The organism is Mesorhizobium sp. Primo-A (assembly GCF_003997175.1).
Taxonomy (GTDB): domain Bacteria; phylum Pseudomonadota; class Alphaproteobacteria; order Rhizobiales; family Rhizobiaceae; genus Mesorhizobium; species Mesorhizobium ciceri.
Genome location: NZ_RZTG01000010.1, coordinates 161813 through 179406 on the forward strand (window position 1 = coordinate 161813; position 17594 = coordinate 179406).

18 protein-coding genes are annotated in these 17594 nt (G+C 62.8%); 9 read left to right on the top strand and 9 right to left on the bottom strand.

Going from position 1 to position 17594, the window contains the following annotated elements:
* Positions 1 to 333: 333 nt before the first annotated feature.
* The gene (cobT, locus tag EOC83_RS19715) at positions 334 to 2238 is read left to right on the top strand and encodes a cobaltochelatase subunit CobT (RefSeq protein WP_181172684.1); all 1905 of its coding nucleotides are present in this window, start codon (positions 334 to 336) and stop codon (positions 2236 to 2238) included.
* Positions 2235 to 3263 carry an esterase-like activity of phytase family protein gene (locus EOC83_RS19720; RefSeq protein ID WP_063169107.1) on the top strand — a complete coding sequence of 343 codons (1029 nt, stop codon included), beginning with the start codon at positions 2235 to 2237 and terminating at the stop codon, positions 3261 to 3263. Before cobT ends, EOC83_RS19720 begins: the two co-directional genes overlap by 4 nt.
* Positions 3264 to 3274: 11 nt before the next feature.
* Here the strand turns inward: EOC83_RS19720 and EOC83_RS19725 are convergent, their stop codons facing one another.
* The 3 genes from EOC83_RS19725 to rpmB all read right to left on the bottom strand — a co-directional run bounded on the left by EOC83_RS19725 (position 3275) and on the right by rpmB (position 5167).
* Positions 3275 to 3946 (bottom strand): hypothetical protein, encoded by a 672-nt coding sequence (locus tag EOC83_RS19725; protein WP_063169106.1) that lies wholly within the window; start codon positions 3944 to 3946, stop codon positions 3275 to 3277.
* Positions 3947 to 4005: 59 nt separating this feature from the next.
* Complete coding sequence (locus tag EOC83_RS19730) at positions 4006 to 4686, bottom strand: queuosine precursor transporter (RefSeq protein ID WP_024503743.1); 681 nt, start codon at positions 4684 to 4686, stop codon at positions 4006 to 4008.
* 184 nt (positions 4687 to 4870) lie between these two features.
* Positions 4871 to 5167, bottom strand: a complete 297-nt coding sequence (gene rpmB, locus EOC83_RS19735) for a 50S ribosomal protein L28 (RefSeq protein WP_013529373.1) — start codon at positions 5165 to 5167, stop codon at positions 4871 to 4873.
* Positions 5168 to 5425: 258 nt separating this feature from the next.
* Here rpmB and EOC83_RS19740 point away from each other — a divergent pair, with 258 nt between their 5' ends.
* The 3 genes from EOC83_RS19740 to EOC83_RS19750 are packed head-to-tail and all read left to right on the top strand — an operon-like array spanning position 5426 to position 7843.
* Positions 5426 to 6214 carry a DUF3108 domain-containing protein gene (locus EOC83_RS19740; RefSeq protein ID WP_063169105.1) on the top strand — a complete coding sequence of 263 codons (789 nt, stop codon included), beginning with the start codon at positions 5426 to 5428 and terminating at the stop codon, positions 6212 to 6214.
* 34 nt (positions 6215 to 6248) lie between these two features.
* Complete coding sequence (locus tag EOC83_RS19745) at positions 6249 to 7160, top strand: EamA family transporter (protein WP_063169104.1); 912 nt, start codon at positions 6249 to 6251, stop codon at positions 7158 to 7160.
* Positions 7157 to 7843, top strand: coding sequence for a lysoplasmalogenase (locus tag EOC83_RS19750; RefSeq protein ID WP_063169103.1), 687 nt, complete (start codon positions 7157 to 7159; stop codon positions 7841 to 7843). Before EOC83_RS19745 ends, EOC83_RS19750 begins: the two co-directional genes overlap by 4 nt.
* Before the next feature lies 1 nt (position 7844).
* Here EOC83_RS19750 and EOC83_RS19755 read toward each other — a convergent pair whose 3' ends face one another.
* Entirely contained in the window at positions 7845 to 8273 is a 429-nt protein-coding gene (locus EOC83_RS19755) for a cupin domain-containing protein (protein ID WP_013529377.1), read from the bottom strand.
* Positions 8274 to 8295: 22 nt separating this feature from the next.
* Positions 8296 to 9063: a hydroxyacylglutathione hydrolase gene (gene gloB / locus EOC83_RS19760; RefSeq protein WP_013529378.1), complete on the bottom strand. Its 768-nt coding sequence runs from the start codon at positions 9061 to 9063 to the stop codon at positions 8296 to 8298.
* Positions 9064 to 9200: 137 nt separating this feature from the next.
* Here gloB and EOC83_RS19765 point away from each other — a divergent pair, with 137 nt between their 5' ends.
* From EOC83_RS19765 to EOC83_RS19775, 3 genes are all read left to right on the top strand, one after another.
* Positions 9201 to 9983, top strand: a complete 783-nt coding sequence (locus EOC83_RS19765) for a methyltransferase domain-containing protein (protein ID WP_013529379.1) — start codon at positions 9201 to 9203, stop codon at positions 9981 to 9983.
* Between the two features lie 132 nt (positions 9984 to 10115).
* Positions 10116 to 11942 carry an ABC transporter ATP-binding protein/permease gene (locus tag EOC83_RS19770; protein WP_063169102.1) on the top strand — a complete coding sequence of 609 codons (1827 nt, stop codon included), beginning with the start codon at positions 10116 to 10118 and terminating at the stop codon, positions 11940 to 11942.
* An 83-nt stretch (positions 11943 to 12025) separates the two neighbouring features.
* Complete coding sequence (locus tag EOC83_RS19775; RefSeq protein WP_063169101.1) at positions 12026 to 12829, top strand: DUF1194 domain-containing protein; 804 nt, start codon at positions 12026 to 12028, stop codon at positions 12827 to 12829.
* A gap of 71 nt (positions 12830 to 12900) precedes the next feature.
* On the opposite strand, the gene EOC83_RS19780 is transcribed toward EOC83_RS19775, so the two are convergent.
* On the bottom strand, positions 12901 to 13833 hold the full coding sequence (locus EOC83_RS19780) for a glycosyltransferase family 2 protein (protein ID WP_013529382.1): 933 nt from the start codon (positions 13831 to 13833) through the stop codon (positions 12901 to 12903).
* Between the two features lie 369 nt (positions 13834 to 14202).
* Between EOC83_RS19780 and EOC83_RS19785 the strand changes: the two genes are divergently transcribed.
* The gene (locus EOC83_RS19785; protein WP_013529383.1) at positions 14203 to 14553 is read left to right on the top strand and encodes a DUF1330 domain-containing protein; all 351 of its coding nucleotides are present in this window, start codon (positions 14203 to 14205) and stop codon (positions 14551 to 14553) included.
* Between the two features lie 30 nt (positions 14554 to 14583).
* On the opposite strand, the gene EOC83_RS19790 is transcribed toward EOC83_RS19785, so the two are convergent.
* From EOC83_RS19790 to EOC83_RS19800, 3 genes are all read right to left on the bottom strand, one after another.
* Positions 14584 to 15576 carry a glycosyltransferase gene (locus EOC83_RS19790; protein WP_063169100.1) on the bottom strand — a complete coding sequence of 331 codons (993 nt, stop codon included), beginning with the start codon at positions 15574 to 15576 and terminating at the stop codon, positions 14584 to 14586.
* Positions 15577 to 15736: 160 nt separating this feature from the next.
* The gene (gene metW, locus EOC83_RS19795; RefSeq protein ID WP_013529385.1) at positions 15737 to 16351 is read right to left on the bottom strand and encodes a methionine biosynthesis protein MetW; all 615 of its coding nucleotides are present in this window, start codon (positions 16349 to 16351) and stop codon (positions 15737 to 15739) included.
* Between the two features lie 58 nt (positions 16352 to 16409).
* Positions 16410 to 17579: a homoserine O-acetyltransferase gene (locus EOC83_RS19800; RefSeq protein WP_013529386.1), complete on the bottom strand. Its 1170-nt coding sequence runs from the start codon at positions 17577 to 17579 to the stop codon at positions 16410 to 16412.
* Positions 17580 to 17594 lie beyond the last annotated feature (15 nt).

Below are 17594 nucleotides of genomic sequence, written 5' to 3' on the forward strand. Positions count from 1 at the left end.
GTATCCTCGCGTGTGATCATAGGCGCTGTCGATTATCTGGAAGGCGAAAGTCAGCCGATCGTATCGATCTCAGTCTCTGACGCGCCGATACCTAATGACGGAAAGCAGCTGCAAACAATCCCTCACCTCCCTGTAGCGGCTGACGTACTGAGAGAAAGTCTGGTTGAACTTGAGGGTGTTCGTCCAATTCCCGACGGGTTTGACCACGGATACAGTCATTGGAGACAGGCATATGACAGTGGGAAAGGCGGCTATTTTACGATCTCGGTCGAAGAGATTATCGGCCTCCTGCGCACTCAGCTTGGCCAGCGGCCAGCGGTACAATAGAGATAGATGATGGCGGGTCCGGGCGACAACACGCGCAACAAGTCGAAGACGGGCTCTGAAGCCGACAGCTTCAAGCGTGCCGTCACCGTCTGCATGCGCGCCATTGCCGGCGACAAGGAACTGGAAGTCGGTTTCGCCAAGGACCGGCCGGCGCTCGCCGGCAGCCGCGCGCGCTTGCCGGAGCTGCCCAAGAAGGCATCGAAGACCGATATCGCGATCACCCGCGGCCTCGGCGATTCCATGGCGCTGAAGCGCGCCTGCCATGATGTGCGCATCCACACCAAGCTGGCGCCGGAAGGCAAGGCGGCCCGCGCCATCTATGACGCGGTCGAGCAGGCCCGCGTCGAGGCGATAGGCTCACGCGCCATGCAGGGCGTCGCCGACAATATCGGCTCGATGCTGGAGGACAAATACGCCAAGGCCAACCTCGTCGACATCAAGGACAAGGCCGACGCGCCGATCGAGGAAGCTCTTGCCCTGATGGTGCGCGAGAAGCTGACCGGCCGTCCGATCCCGAAAAGCGGCGAGCGGCTGGTCGAACTTTGGCGCCCCTGGGTCGAGGAGAAGGCCAAGGCCGACCTCGACGGATTGTCGGCCAAGCTCGGCGACCAGCAGGCGTTCGCCCGGGTCGTGCGCGAGATGCTGGCCTCCATGGAAATGGCCGAGGAACTCGGCGACGACCAGGAGACGGAAGATTCCGAGGACAATGATGACAACCAGCCGCAAGGCGAGGAGCAGAGCGAGGAGGGCGGCGAAGAGGATTCCGGCTCCGAGCAGTCGCAGTCCGAGGATGCCGAAGCTTCCGCCGATGACGAACAGTCGGCCGAGACGGAAGCCTCCGACGCCACCGCCGACGATCTGTCCGACGATGACGACGCCGATGCCGAAACACCCGGCGAAGCGCGCCGCAACGACAATCCCTTCACCAATCTGCCGAAAGAGATCGACTACAAGGTCTTCACCACCGCTTTCGACGAGACGGTCGGCGCCGAGGAGTTGTGCGAAGAAGAAGAGCTCGACCGGCTGCGCGCCTTCCTCGACAAGCAGCTCGCCAACCTGTCCGGCGTCGTCGGGCGGCTGGCCAACCGCCTGCAGCGCCGGCTGATGGCGCAGCAGAACCGCTCCTGGGACTTCGACCTGGAAGAGGGCTATCTCGACCCGGCACGGCTGGTGCGGGTCGTCATCGATCCGATGCAGCCGCTGTCGTTCAAGCAGGAGCGCGACACCAAGTTCCGCGACACGGTGGTGACGCTGGTGCTCGACAATTCCGGCTCGATGCGCGGCCGGCCGATCACGGTCGCCGCCACCTGCGCCGACATATTGGCGCGCACGCTGGAGCGCTGCGGCGTCTCGGTCGAGATCCTCGGCTTCACCACGCGGGCGTGGAAGGGCGGGCAGGCGCGCGAGAAATGGCTGAAGGACGGCAAGCCGCCGAATCCTGGCCGGCTCAACGATCTGCGCCACATCATCTACAAATCGGCCGACCATCCGTGGCGGCGGGCACGGCGCAATCTCGGCCTGATGATGCGCGAAGGCCTGCTCAAGGAAAATATCGACGGCGAGGCGCTGCTGTGGGCGCATAACCGGCTGATCGCCCGGCCCGAGCAGCGCAAGATCCTGATGATGATCTCGGACGGCGCGCCGGTCGACGATTCGACGCTGTCGGTCAATCCGGGCAATTATCTCGAACGCCATCTGCGCGCCGTCATCGAGCTGATCGAGACGCGTTCGCCTGTGGAACTCTTGGCCATCGGCATCGGCCACGATGTCACGCGCTACTACCGCCGCGCCGTCACCATCGTCGATGCCGAGGAGCTGGCTGGCGCCATGACCGAGCAGCTGGCTTCGCTGTTTGCCGAGGAAAGCGCGAAGGATACGCGGCGCGGCGGTGGTATGCGGCGCGCCGGATGATCTCCAGGCGCGGCGGCTTTCAGCAGACGCTTTTCGCCGCCATCGCCCTGCTTTCCGGTGTGGCTTCGGCGGCAGCCGGTTCGCCCGACTCTGGTTCTGTCGAACCGGTCGAAATCTCGGCCCGCCCGATCACCGAATTTCACATTGGCCGTGCCGACAAGCAATTCGGCCCTTTCGAATTCGTCGGCGGGCTGGAGATGACCTCGCCGACACGCGATTTCGGCGCGCTGTCGGCCTTCCGCTTCCTGAAGGCCGGCGGTGACTTCATCGGCGTTGCCGACACCGGCTTCTGGTTCTTCGGCACGGTGGTCCGCGACGCGGAAAAGCGGCCCTCCGGCATCCAGAATTTCCGCATGCAGCAGATGGTCGACGAGACCGGTCGGCCGATCGACAGGAAATGGGAGGTCGATGCGGAAGGCCTCGCGGTCAAGGACGGCATTGCCACCGTCGGCTTCGAGCGCAGCCACCGCGTCGCCCAGTTCAAGATCGACGCCAACGACATGAAGGCGCCGTTCAAGCCGCTGGATTTCGTCGTTCCGGCCCAGGAGCTGCGCCAGAATCGCGGCTTCGAGACCGTCACCCACGCCAATGCCAACGGTCAGCATGAGGGCGGCCTGGTCGTGGTCTCCGAAAAGAGCCTCGACAAGGCCGGCAACATCTATGCCGCCATCATCGAGGGGCCGCACAAGGGCGTCTTTACTGTCAAGCGCAACGGCGATTTCGACATCACCGACGGCGCCTTCCTGCCGGATGGCGATCTGCTGCTTCTGGAGCGCAGTTTCTCGATGGCGAGGGGCGTCAAGATGCGGCTGCGGCGCATCTATGGCGAAAGCGTCGAGAAGGGCGCGGTCGCCGACGGGCCGGTGCTGCTGGAGGCCGACATGGGCTACCAGATCGACAATATGGAAGGGCTCGACGTCTGGACCCGCGACGACGGCGCGCTGATGGTGTCGCTGATCTCCGACGACAACCACTCGATCCTGCAGCGCAACCTCTATCTGGAATTCATCCTGCACCAGGATTGAGCCCGCCGGCTTTACGTCTTGGTGGCGATCCAGATGATATGGCGCGCGCCGCGCTTGCCGTTGGCGCGCGTACTGACCTCTTCGACCCCGAAGCCTGCCTGCTTCAGCCGCCGCGTGAAGCCGATGTCGGGGCCTTGCGACCACACCGCCAGCACGCCGCCCGACTTGAGGGCGCTGCGTGCGGCTGCGAGGCCCTGCAGGCTGTAGAGCGCGTCGTTGGATTTGTGGACGATGCCTTCCGGGCCGTTGTCGACATCGAGCAGGATGGCGTCCCAGGCCGCGGGCTGCCAGCGTATCAGCTGCCCGACATCGGTCTCCTGAATGGTGACGCGCGGATCGTCGAGACAGCCGCCAAAGATTTCGGCCATCGGACCGCGCGCCCAGGCGACAACGGCCGGCACCAGTTCAGCGATGACGATTCCGGCATCATTGGCCAATTCTGTAAGCGCGGCGCGCAAGGTAAAACCCATGCCAAGCCCACCGATCAGGATTGTTGGATGGCTATGGCCGGCAATCCGCCCGCAGGACAGTTTTGCCAGCGCTTCCTCGGAACCGCTGAGGCGGCTGTTCATGAGCTCGTTGGTGCCCAGCATGATCGAGAATTCGGTGCCGCGCCGCTTGAGGCGAAGTTCTTGTCCGCCGTCTGGGGTCTTCGCTGAATCGAGCTGGATCCACGGGATCATGATCTTTGTCCGACCAGGATCTTTTCCGAAAACGGGGTCCCACTTTTCGGGATCATGGTTTAAGCCGCAACCGCGGGCTGGCTCCAGCGGGCAGCGAGCAACCGGTAGGGTATGAGTGCGACGACGGCGATGATCAGTTTCACCGAGAGATCACCAAGCGCCCAGGAGATCCAGCGCATCGCCTCGACATGGAAGACGCCCATCAAGGGTGCGTTTTCCAACGCAAAGCCGTCGTTTGGTCCGGCGAAGGCAAAGGCAGCCGAGAAAGCGACGGTGAAGAACACGGCGGTGTCGAACACCGACCCGACCAGCGTGCCGATGATCGGCGCCCGCCACCAGCTCTGCCGGCGCAGCCGGTTGAACACGGTGACATCGAGCAGTTGCGCGGAAAGGAACGCCGCTCCGGACGCGGCCGCGATACGCACCAGCCGGTCGGCGGCGGTCTCGAATTCGATCAGGCCGTGACGGAACAGGAAGGGCGGGACAAGGATCGAGCAGATCACCGCCGTCATGAAGCCGACAAGGACGATCCGGCGCGCCACAGTGGGTCCGTAGCGGCGGTTGGCGAGGTCGGTGACCAGGAACGAGAAGGGATAGGTGAAGGCCCCCCAAGTCAGAAGGTCGGCCAGCGAGAGGCCCCCGATCTGGCCCTGCATCGGGAATTGCACGAGAATGTTCGATGCCACGACGACAAGCGCCATGGCGGCCACGAAGGGCAAATACCGCGAGAAGGAAGTCATTTTTTTATCCTGGGTAATGGAACCAGCCAAGCATCATGCCCATGCGGGCGATGCTCGCCTTCGTATGTGGGCACCGGATTGCCAAAACCTTGCGGCTTCGATCCGATGCCCCAAGGCCAACAAGATGTTGGCCAGAGGCCAACAAGATGTTGGCCAGGGCGGTCGTCCCCCGCCTTTGAACTGTTTAAGCGGCAGCCTGCTCGGCGGTCTTCTTGGCGATCTGCTTCTTCAGCAGACGGGCGCGCTGCGACAATTCCTTGACGTCGGCCTTGGCCAGGAAGGCGTCGAGACCGCCGCGATGTTCGACCGAACGCAGTGCGTTGGCCGAAATGCGCAGGCGCACATTCTGGTTCAGCGCTTCCGAAATCAGCGTCACATTGACGAGGTTCGGCAGGAAGCGACGCTTGGTCTTGTTGTTGGCGTGGCTCACATTGTTGCCGGACATGACTGCCTTGGCAGTGAGTTCGCAGGTGCGGGACATTGTTCTAACCTTCAGTTCTCGGGGTCTGCCAAACACTCAAGCCCACGCCGGGTGGCGCGCGGTTCTGGTCAGGCGGCCTTATGGAAAAAGTTGGCGTTCCATAGTTGCATTTCGCCGAGGCGTCAAGCTCCTGCATTGCCCACTGCGCGCCCGGCATTTTCATATTAAGGCCGGAATTCATCCTATAAGCGGTCTCATAGGGACATGCCAGACCGGAGTTGCCCGCCTCCGGCCGAAAATCAAGGACCCGATCCCGCCATGCTTCGTTCGTCACATGCCTTTGCCGCCATGCTTGCCGCAGCCTTGCCGTCCGCCGCGTCTGCTGCCTCGCCGCAGTCGTTCAAGGGCGAGTATACGGTGTCGTTCCTTGGACTTTCGATAGCGAAATCAACGTTTTCCAGCCGTTATGAGAACGGCGCCTACGCGATCGAAGGCAGCGTCAGCGCGGCAGGGTTGGCAAAACTGTTCGACGACACGCGTGGCACGATCTCGTCCAAAGGCACGATTGCGGGCAAGAGGATGGTGCCGCAGGCATTCCGCGCCGATTACACCTCCGGCAAGAAGGCATCGGTGGTCGACATCCGCTTTGCAAATGGCAGGGTCACCTCGACGCAGGTCGTCCCGGCGCCGGGCAAGCGCGACCCCAAGAGTTGGGTGCCGCTCGGTGCCGGCGACCTGGCATCGGTGCTCGATCCGATGGCTGCCACCGTCATCCATGCCGACAGCCTCGACCAGGTCTGCGGCCGCACGGTAAAGTTCTACGACGGCGAGATGCGCGCCGATCTGACGCTGACTTACGCTTCGAAGGGCACGATCTCGGTGCCGGGCTACAAGGGCGACACGGTTACCTGCCGGATGGGCTTCGAGCCGGTGGCTGGCTATCGCAAGGGCCGCAAGGCGCTCAACTATCTCAAGAGCAAAAGCCGCATGATGGTGACGTTTGCACCGCTCGGCCAAACCGGCGTATATGCGCCGATCCATGCCACGGTGGGCACGCAGATCGGCACCTTGACCATCAGCGCCGGACGTTTCGAAGCGGTACAATAGCCAGGCGCAGAATTGGCGCGCCACTGGAGACAGAATGGGGCGCGCAACACTGATCGGCTTTTCGGCGGTCGCCATGTGGGCGCTGCTCGCACTGCTCACCGATGCGTCGGGCCAGGTGCCGCCGTTCCTCTTGTCGGCGATCACCTTCTCGATCGGCACCGGTGTCGGGCTGGTCGCGCGGCTGTTCATGCCGGCACCCGACAAGAGCCAGAAGATACCGCCGCAGGTGTGGCTGATCGGCATTGCCGGGCTGTTCGGCTACCACTTCTTCTATTTCACAGCGCTGCGCAATGCGCCGGCTGTGGAGGCGAGCCTGATCGCCTATCTATGGCCTTTGCTGATCGTGCTCGGCTCGGCGCTGATGCCGGGCGAAAAACTGGCCTGGAACCATGTCGTCGGCGCGCTGCTCGGCCTTGCCGGCACCGTGCTGATCGTCACCAAGGGCGGGGGCCTCGCCTTCGACGCCCGTTACGCCTTCGGCTATGCGATGGCCGCCGTTTGTGCCGTGCTGTGGTCGTCCTATTCGCTGTTGTCGCGGCGCTTCCCGTCGGTGCCGACCAGCATCGTCACCTGGTTCTGCGCGGCGACCGCGGTGTTGTCGCTCGCCTGCCACCTGGCGCTGGAACAGACGGTTCTGCCTGACGGTGCCGGCCAGTGGCTGGCCGTGCTCGGCCTTGGCCTGATGCCGGTGGGGGCGGCCTTCTATGCCTGGGACATCGGCGTCAAGCGCGGCAACATCCAGGTGCTGGGTGCTGCAAGCTACGCCGCACCGCTGTTGTCGACGCTGGTGCTGATCGCGGCCGGCGTCGCCGAGCCGTCGCTGCGCATCCTCGCCGCCTGCGTGCTCATCACCGGCGGGGCCGCACTTGCAGCGAAGTCGCTGTTCCTGCGCAAACCAGCGGCTGAGAGCGGAGCCAGGGCGTCCCAAAGCAGGGCCGGGGCATGACGATGCCGTTTGCCGGCGGCATCGACGCAAATGCCAATGCGACACTGATCTTTTCGCTGGCGGCGGCGGTGATCTACGCCTTTACGCTTGGCATGCCACCAACGCTCGCCCGCTCGGCGGCAAAGACGCTCGCCGTGGCGATGCTTGCCGTGTTGGCCGGGCTGCAGGGCGGCCCGCTGCTGCTCGCCGCCGCGCTCGCCCTCAGCGCCGTTGGCGACGCATTCCTGTCGCGCGACGGTGAAAAGGCCTTCCTCGGCGGGCTGGCCAGTTTTCTTGTCGCCCACATCGTCTATGTCGCGCTGTTCCTGCGCAGCGGTGGCGGGTTGGGGGTGCTTGGCGCCGAGTCGTGGCGCGGAGCGATCGCGCTCGCTATGGCGGTGTTTGCGGCCGTCATGCTGGCGGCGCTGTGGCGGCGCGTCGGTCCCGGCCTGCGTATGCCGATCGCCGTCTATGTCGCTGCGATCCTGGCAATGGGTATCTCGGCGCTGACCACCAGCAACGTCTCCGTGATCGGCGGCGCGCTGTTGTTCATGGCATCCGACGGGCTGCTCGCCACGGAGAAATTCCTGGTGGCCGCCATCTCGCCGCACCGCGCCTGGATGCGCTTCGCCGTCTGGGCGCTGTACTACGCCGCCCAACTCGCGATCACGCTTGGGTCCCTGCTATATCCGGGCTCTTATTGAGCTACGGTTGTTTCGGCTGCCAGCCGGGTGCTGCCAGTTCGAAGGCGGCAAACTCGAAGCCCGGCGCGACGGTGCAGCCGACCAGCGTCCATTCGCCGAGGCTGCGCGCCGATTGCCACCAGCCCGCCGGCACGACGATCTGCGGCCGCTCACCGGCTGCGAGATCGATTCCAAGCACCTGCTCCACAACGGTGCTGCCTTCTTCCCACATTGCCAGTGCCAGCGGGGCGCCGGCATGGAAATGCCAGACCTCGGCGGCGTCCTTGACCCGGTGCCAGGCCGAAACCTGATGCTCCTCAAGCAGGAAATAAATGGCGGTCGAATGGCCGCGCGCGCCGCCAGTGCCATCGCGAAAGGTCTCGGCATACCAGCCGCCTTCCGGATGCGGCTTCAGCCCGAGCGTCGCGATGATTTCGGCGGAGCTGGTCATGGCGTCGACGATATCACGGGCTCTAGAAGTTGTCCTTGCGCTTGCGGATTTCGGCAAAGACCTCGGCGTCGGAAGCCTTCTCCAGCCCAAGATGCTTGCGGATCGCCGGATCGTGCCAGCGCAGGAAGGGATTGGTCGACAGTTCCTCGCCGATCGTCGTCGGCAGCGTCGGCTTGTTCTCGGCGCGCAGCTTTTCGATCCTGGCGGCGCGTTCCTTCAATGCTGAATTGGACGGGTCGACGGTCAGCGCGAAACGGGCGTTGGAGAGCGTGTATTCGTGGCCGCAATAGATGGCCGTTTCAGCTGGAAGTGCAGCCAGCTTCTTCAGCGAATCATACATTACCGGCGGCTTGCATTCGAACAGCCGCCCACAACCCAGCGCAAACAGCGTGTCGGCGGTGAACGCCACGCTCGAGGCCGGCAAATAATAGGAAACGTGGCCGGCAGTGTGGCCGGGGGTGGCGATGACTTCGATCCTTTCATCGCCAAGATGGAGAACCGAGCCGTCTTCGACGGTCTCGTCGATGCCGGGGATCTTGGCCTTTTCGGCCTCCGGGCCGACGATGCGCAGCTTGAAGCGCTCCTTCAGCGCCAGATTGGCCTCAACGTGATCCATGTGATGATGTGTGGTCAGGATCATCGTCGGCGTCCAGCCGGTGCGCTTTATCGCGGCCAAGATTGGCGCTTCCTCGGGCGCATCGATGATCGCGGTCTGGCCGCTTTTGGGGTCATGCACCAGCACGCCGAAATTGTCGCTGCGGCACATGAACTGTTCGATTTCGACCGGCATCACATCTCTCCGTTATGGCCGCAGACATAGGGCGCTTGCGGGTCGATGTCATCCCGGATGTCGAATGACATTCCCGGAATGTCGGGTCGTCGCGGCCTTTTGTTGAAACCTGGCGACATCACGGCTACATCCCTGCCATGCATTCCGACATCGTCGATCTTCGCTCGTTCTATTCGACAACGCTCGGCCGGTTCGCCGAGCGTTCGATCACCATGGCGTTGTCGTCGATATGGGCGGCCGTTCCCAACGAGCGGCTGGTTGGTCTGGGCTACACCTTGCCGTGGCTGGAGCGGTTCGGCAGCGACGCCGAGCGGGTCTTCGCCTTCATGCCGGCAACGCAAGGCGCGGTGGTGTGGCCGGCGACGGGGCCGACGGCGACGGCACTGGTCTTCGACGAGGAACTGCCGCTGGTCGATTCCTGCATCGACCGCATGCTGCTCGTCCATTCGCTCGAACATGTCGAGAACCCGCGTGAGACGCTGAACGAGATCTGGCGCGTGCTGTCGCCGGCCGGCCGGGTGGTCATCGTCGTGCCCAACCGGCGCGGTGTCTGGGCGCGCTTCGAGCACACCCCATTCGGCAACGGCCGGCCCTTTTCGCGAGGCCAGCTTACGGAACTGCTGCGCGAGGCCAATTTCACGCCCGCCGCCTGGTCCGATGCGCTGTTCTTTCCGCCATCGCGGCGCCGTTTCATGATGCGCTTCCACAATGTACTGGAGCGCGCCGGCCGGCGGCTGTGGCCGATCTTTTCCGGGGTCATCGTGGTCGAGGCGCAGAAGCGGCTCTATCAAGGCGTGCCGGTGGCGCAGCGCGCATCGCGCCGCGTCTTCGTGCCGGTGCTGTCGCCGCATGGCGCCACCCGGCTTGGCCGTCACAAAGCGGATGCCAAGCCCTTGGCTGCGCGGGTGACGGCTTCGTGATCGCGGCAAGCGTGCCTGACGTCGTTTCCCTGCCTATCTGTCGCAAGCAGACCGACAGCCCATCCGGCAGCTCATACGAACGCCTGTCAAGTTTCTCCATCCGGTTGCAGCACTGACGCAAGGACCTCGGCCATGGCTGATCAACCGGACAATGCCGCCGCCGTTCAGCCGGTTGCCGTGGCGGTCGAGGCCAGCAGCCTGCACGATCAGGTGATGACGATCCGGCGGGCGCTTGCGGGATCGCCGGTTCGCAGATGGTTGCTGTGGACATCGGTCGGCATCATGGCCGTGATCATCGCAACGTCGATCGGCCAGGTTCTGCTCAACCGCTGGAACCAGCCTTTCTACGATGCGCTTGCCCGCCGCAACATGGCGGCCTTTTTGCACCAGCTCCTCGTCTTCGCGGCCATAGCCGGGGGACTTCTGGTGCTCAATATCGGCCAGACCTGGCTCAACCAGATGATCAGGCTCAAGCTGCGCGAGGCGCTGACGCTGGATCTGATCGATCAATGGATGCGGCCGGCGCGCGCCTTCCGTCTGGCCAATGCCGGCGCCATCGGCGTCAATCCCGACCAGCGCATGCAGCAGGACGCCGCGCATCTGTCCGATCTGTCAACCGATCTCGGCGTCGGCCTGCTGCAGTCGTGCATCCTGCTCGTGTCCTTCGTCGGCGTGCTGTGGGAGCTGTCCTCGGGCTTCGTGTTCCACATCGGCGGGACCTCGCTGGCCATACCGGGCTACATGGTCTGGGCCGCCATCCTTTACGCCGGCATCGCCTCCTGGCTGAGTTGGCTGGTCGGGCGGCCGCTCATCCGCCTGAACAGCGACCGCTATACACGCGAAGCCGAGCTGCGCTCCTCGATGGTGCGCGTCAACGAGAATGTCGATGCCATCGCGTTGTATCATGGCGAGGCCGACGCCAGGCGGCGGCTCGAACTCGATCTCGGCACGGTGCTGGGCGCCATGCGGCGCATCTACACCGCCCAGATCAACCTGTCCTGGGTGACCGACACCTATGGCTGGATCACCGTCGTGGCGCCCATACTGGTTGCTTCGCCTGTCTATTTCTCAGGTGATATCAGCTTTGGCGGGCTGATGATGGCGGTCGGCGCATTCAACCAGGTCCACTCCTCCTTGCGCTGGTTCATCAACAACATCGGCAGCATTGCCGATTGGCGCGCCACGCTGATGCGCGTGGCCGATTTCCGCATCGCGCTCGATGAAACCGATGCGTTGCACGACACCGAAAAGCGCATCGCCTTCGGCCAAAACGTCAGTGGCAGCCTGACTTTCGAGAAGCTCGAAGTGGCCTCGCCGGAGGGCTGCACCAGGCTCGCCGACCCGCATGTCGAAATCCGCCCCGGCGAGCGCGTCATGATCACCGGCGATCCCGGTGCGGGCAAGACGCTGTTCTTTCGTGCCATTGCCGGCCTGTGGCCATGGGGAAGCGGCCGGATCGGCCTGCCGGCGGGAGAAACCCCCATATTCGTGCCGCGCGTGCCTTATTTTCCGGTCGGCACATTGCGCGAAGTCCTCGATCACCCGAACGGCCCCGCGCCGGCGGACGATGCCGACATTTCGGCGGTGCTGGCCGAGGTCGGTCTGGGACGGCTATCCTCATCGCTCGACCGCGCCGGGCGTTGGGACCATGAGTTGGGCGATGACGAACAGCGCTCGCTGGCCTTCGCCAGGCTCGCGTTGCGGCAGCCGAAATGGGTGATCATCGACGAGGCGCTGGATGCATTCGACGGCCCATCGCTAAGACGCGTGCTGTCGATGCTCGAGAAGCGTTTGCCGGCGACAGCGATCCTCAACATCGGGCGCGGCCAGCACAACGACCACTTCTTCCCGCGCGCGTTGACGATCGTCAAGGATTCCGGTGCGCCAGCGCTGAAGCCCGCCCGCGTCAGAGCCGGCGCGATCGAACCGCCGCCAGTCGCCGCCCGCGGCAAGAAATGACCTGATATCCGGACGGGGAAGCAAAGCTTTATTTTGCCGTGATCGCGAGGGAAGCTCTTCGGGAGAACAACCTGGCGACGGCCATGCTTGATGCTCTGCGCCTGCTTGCCTGTCTTGCCTGCGCCCAGGCTGCCCCCGCCGCCTCGCCGCGGGATGCGCTCGCCGTCGACGTCGAGCTGGTGCTGGCAGTCGACATCTCGCTGTCGATGGACGAGAAGGAGTTCGCGCTGCAGCGCGCCGGTTATGTCGAGGCGCTGCGGCATCCCGACTTCATCAAGGCTGTCCGCGCCGGCGCCACGGGCCGCATAGCGCTGACCTATTTCGAGTGGGCCGGCACGGTGCGCGACGACGCGGTCATCGGCTGGCAGATCATCGATAGTGCCGAGAGCGCCAACAGCTTTGCCGACGAGGTCGCGGCGCGTCCGTTCCGCAGCTTTCGCGGCACTTCGATTTCCGGCGCGCTGGCCTTCGGTGCCGAGCTTTTCGACCGCACGTCTTTCCAGGGCGAACGTAGCGTCATCGACATTTCGGGCGACGGACCGAACAATATCGGACCGCCAGTCACCGCGACGCGTGATGCGGCGACTGCCAAAGGCATCGTCGTCAACGGCCTGCCGATCCTGATCAGCCCGTCGCCCACCTTCAGCCATCTCGACCAGTATTACGCGCAATGCGTGACCGGCGGGCCCGGTTCCTTCGTGCTGCCCATCTATGCCGCCGCGGAGTTTTCGACAGCCATCCGGCGCAAGCTGATCCTCGAAGTGAGCGGCATTCGGGACAAGGCGAGAATCACCCCCGTCGACGCGGCCAAGCCGATAGACTGCCTGCAGGGCGAACGGGACAGGCGGTTTTTATCGGATCCGTATTTTCCCGAACTTGACCGCTGAGCTCTCGATAGTGCGGTTCACGCAATCCGGAGGGAAAACCGTTCCACGATTTTCCTGGAGTTGCTCTGGGTTCAGGCGAGCCGGGCGCCACATTGGTTGCGAAACTCGTTGGAGAGATCGCGGCGCCAGCGTCGGCCATGGACATAGCCTTGCATCAATTCCGGCAGCGAGTAGCCAAGCGCTTTCGACGATCGGTTGGCCATATAGCCCTGGAATGCCTCCGGTATCCTGCCTCGCAGGATATCGGCGATGAGCTGCCGCGAGATCATGTAAGGCGGAATGTGCGGGTAGGCGTGGGCAATATGAGGATGTTTGCCCATCAGGTTCGCATAGGCCTCGACATAGCCGTCACGGCGGCCGGAAATCGAGTTCTCCGAATTGTATTTCGTCCAGTCGAGGTCCTCGGACAGTTGCGCACCGAAGCGCCGGGCAAGGCGCAGCAGCAATTCGCGATCCTGCATGCGGGTGATGTCGCTGTCGTAGCCGCCGATGGCCAGCAAGGCTTCACGGCGAGCAGTGATCGCGGAGCCGGCGATGAAGATGGTCTGCCCAACCAGCGTCCGCTCAAGCATTGCGGGGCTCACGAATGCCTCTGGGTTGGCGCAGTTTGTGATGCGATTGCCCTTCAGGGACACGAACGAACTGATCAGCACTTGCAGTGCAGGATTTTCATCGAACCAGGTCAGGGTTCGTTCAAGCCGGTGCGGCAAGTAGATGTCGTCGGAATCGAGGAACGTCACCAACGGTGCCCGCGCCCGCTCGATGCCGGCATTCCTGGCGGCGTTGGCGCCTCGCCATTTCGCCCCGACATAGATCAGCCGCGGGTCCTGGATGCGGGCCAGCGCCGCTTCGGTCCCATCGGTCGAACCATCGTCGACGACAATGTGCTCAAACCTCGACATGCTCTGGGAGAATACGCTTTCCACGGCGCGCAACACTGTTTCGCGTCGGTTGTGGGTCGGCGTAATGACCGTGATGAGAGGTACTGGATCGATCCCGGCCATGTCTGTCAGCTGTTTCCTGCGCAGGGTTGCGCGTCTGTCCAGGACTTTTCGATTTTCAGAACGGTCGAATGGATTGGACTTCCCTTTCTCTACACCACATCACAGTCGGCGCGACGCTATAAAAAACGACTGCCCCTGTCACCCACCGTGCCGGTACTCAATCCAGGCGAGACAACGAATCCCCGCTCTTAGCGTTCCAATTGCAACAGCACCGCCGCACATAGCATTACGAATCACCGTGGAAGCAACCCATCATGACAGATAGCATACATCCCATTACCTCAGACGTAATCGCTTAGCGCTCGGCCTTTGGTCAGATTGCCCATGCAGAGGCCGGCAACTCGGCTTCGATGACAAGGGAGTTCAGTCATGGCCGCTTACGCCGTCGCCCATATGCGCCAAGCCACAATGGGTCCGCAGATCGTCGAATATCTGCATAGGATAGATGCCACGCTGGAACCTTTCGGCGGCCGTTTTCTGGTCCATGGCGGCGATGTGGAGGTGATCGAGAACGACTGGCCTGGCCATCTGATCATCATAGAATTTCCCGACAGGCAGCATGTGCATGGCTGGTACAATTCGCCGGCCTACCAAGCGATACTGGCGCTGCGCACGGACAATTCGGAGGCCGATGTGGTGTTCGTCGACGGCGTCGAACATCCGCACAAGGCCACGGATGTTCTGGAGCAATCGCCGGATCAAGGATCAATTGGACGCTGAACTGCGGTTCAAGGAATGGCGGTACAGCGTCTAGCTATGCCCAACATAGTCTGGCACCGTTTCGATTTTGTCGCGAACCATGCCAGTTGCGAAACTGAACTGGCCCCAAAACGCCAAACCATAAAATGCCTGACCGACAATCAGAGAAAAGGGAACCTGCCAAAGCGGCATCCCGGTTTCCCGGGCATGGCCTACGATCCGTCGTGTCGTGCGCCATGACATGGTGAGCCACCGGCTGAAGGACTTGACTATCCGTCGCGTGCGGCTCGGCGAATTGAGCGCAACGAACTTCCGGTCGGCGTCGCGACCTGTAACCAGGGCGCGCCAGTAAAAGAACCGCCAGCCCCGCGGCGAATAGTGATAAACGCGTGCGTTGACATTATGAATTTTGTGGCCTTCCCGCAGCAGTTCGCGCATCAGCAAAGTGCAGGAAACCTTGAAGCCGTTATGTTTTGGAAAAGGGTGGCTGAGGATCCACTCGCGTCGAAACGCTACATTGTTGGCGTTGATCGCTCGCTTCGAGGCAAATCGCCCGTCACCACGGGCCATCGGGAAAAACCAGATCAACGCAAAGGTTCTTGAAAAGAAGTCGTCGTATGAAAGGTATGTATATCCGTTTGCGCAGATAACTTCAGAGTTTTCAAAGGGTTCAAGCAGTCCTGATAGCCATCCTGGTTCCGCGACCACGTCGGAATCCAGAAAGATGACGATATCTCCGTCCGATGCCAGCATACCGTTGTTCTTCAGGTCGTAATATCGGCCGCCAGGGAAAGCTGTGAAGACGAGTTCGGCAACCTGACCGAGCTGCGGGGCCTCATTCGAAATCTCACGACGCAACGCCTCTTTGTCCGACTCTGCTCCGCCGTGAGAGATGACGATCCTTGGTCGCGCTGAACCGGTTGCTGAAACCGATGAGATTTCCCGAGCCAAGGCCTTCATCCCAACGCCGATCTCGCCCCAGTCGATCGATTTTGCATTCTCCATTTCGACGACGAGTGAATAAGTTGCGCGTTCTTCGACCATTTTTTGCCCCCCCGAGCCGTCAGTGTGGCTATAGCCGCACTAGCCCGCTGTCAAACAGTCGACGCCATTTACACTGGTTCGCGATCGTCATACAGGGCGACTTTGCTCGGCGCCAAACACACTGTTGCTTGGCGAGTCGGGTCTTTGATCGGTGAGGAAATTACCGTTTCAGCAAGAACACTGCCTGCTGGCCGAAGAAATTCCAGAACCACCACGGCATCGACAAGCCGATCTTCTGGCCGGCGGCGTCGAGGGCGGTTGCCTTCTCGACTGTCGCGCCGAGTTCGTCGCACAGATTGACGAAATCGCGGATGGTGCAGAAGTGGATGTTGGGCGTGTCGTACCAGGAATAGGGCAGGTCCTTGGTCACCGGCATGCGGCCGTTGAGGAACAGCGACAGGCGCACACGCCAATGGCCGAAATTGGGGAAGGAGACGATGGCGCGGTTGCCGATCCTGAGCAGTTCGTCGAGCACCAGCTTCGGGTTGCGGGTGGCCTGCAGCGTCTGCGACAGGACGACGAAGTCAAAGCCCTTGTCGGGATAGAATTCGAGATCCTTGTCAGCGTCGCCCTGGATGACCGAGAGGCCGCGCGCCACACATTCGTTGACGCCGCGCTGCGACAGCTCGAGTCCGCGGCCGTCGACCTGCTTGGTGTCCTGCAGCAGTTCGAGCAGCGAGCCGTCGCCCGAGCCGACATCGAGCACGCGCGACTGTGGCGGGATGAGGTTGGCGACGACTTCGAGGTCGACGCGCTGGTCGCGGTTGACGCTCATGGCTTCGCCTCCCGCCTGGCGCATGATCCCGATCCGAAAAGCCTGCAATTTTTCCGGGTCATGCGCTCAGCCCTCTCGCTCGGGCCGCCGAGCCGATGAAGCCGTTTATCGCGGCAAACAGTTCCGGCTCGTCGAGCAGGAATGCGTCGTGGCCACGGTCGGTCTCGATCTCGACGAAGGATACCGATGCGCCGGCGGCGTTGAGCGCATGCACGATCGAGCGGCTCTCCTCGGTCGGGAACAGCCAATCCGAGGTGAACGACACCAAGCAGAAGCGGGTTTTCGTGCCGGCGAAGGCATCGGCCAACCGGCCGCCATGGTCTGCGGCGAGGTCGAAATAGTCCATCGACCGCGTCATGTAGAGGTAGGAATTGGCGTCGAAGCGATCGACGAAGGTCATGCCCTGGTGCCGAAGATAGCTTTCGATCTGGAAGTCGGCGTCGAAGCCGAAGGTCAGCGCTTCGCGATCCTGCAGATTGCGGCCGAACTTGCGGTGCAGGGCGGCTTCCGACAGGTAAGTGATGTGGGCGGCCATGCGCGCTACCGCCAGGCCCTTTTCCGGGCGTTTGCCGTGCTCGAAATATTTGCCGCCATGCCAGTCCGGATCGGCCATGACAGCCTGCCGGCCAACCTCATGAAAGGCGATGTTCTGCGAGGAATGGCGCGCGCCGGTGGCGATCGGCAGCGCCGAGAAGACGCGCTCCGGATAGCTCGACGCCCATTCCAGCACCTGCATGCCGCCCATCGAGCCGCCGAGCACGCAAAACAGTTTCTCGATGCCGAAATGGTCGATCAGCATTTGCTGCGCCCGCACCATGTCGCGGATGGTGATGATCGGCAGGTCGAGCCCATACGGCTTGCCGGTGGCCGGATTGGTCGAAGCCGGGCCGGTGGAGCCAAGGCAACCGCCGATGACGTTGGAGCAGATGACGAAGAAACGATTGGTGTCGATGATCTTGCCGGGGCCGATCAGCACTTCCCACCAGCCAGGCTTGCCGGTCACCGGATTGGTGCTGGCGACGTGCTGGTCTCCGGTCAGCGCATGGCAGACGAGGATGGCGTTGGAGCGGGCATCGTTCAGCGTGCCATAGGTCTGGTAGGCGATCTGGAACGGTGACAGCAGCGTGCCGGCGTCCAGCTTGAGCGGCTTGTCGGATCCAAAACGCAAAACCGGGCTCGACGGTTGGTCGACCTCGTTGTTGGTTTTGCGGGCACGCAGAACGGCCATGACATCCATCTCACA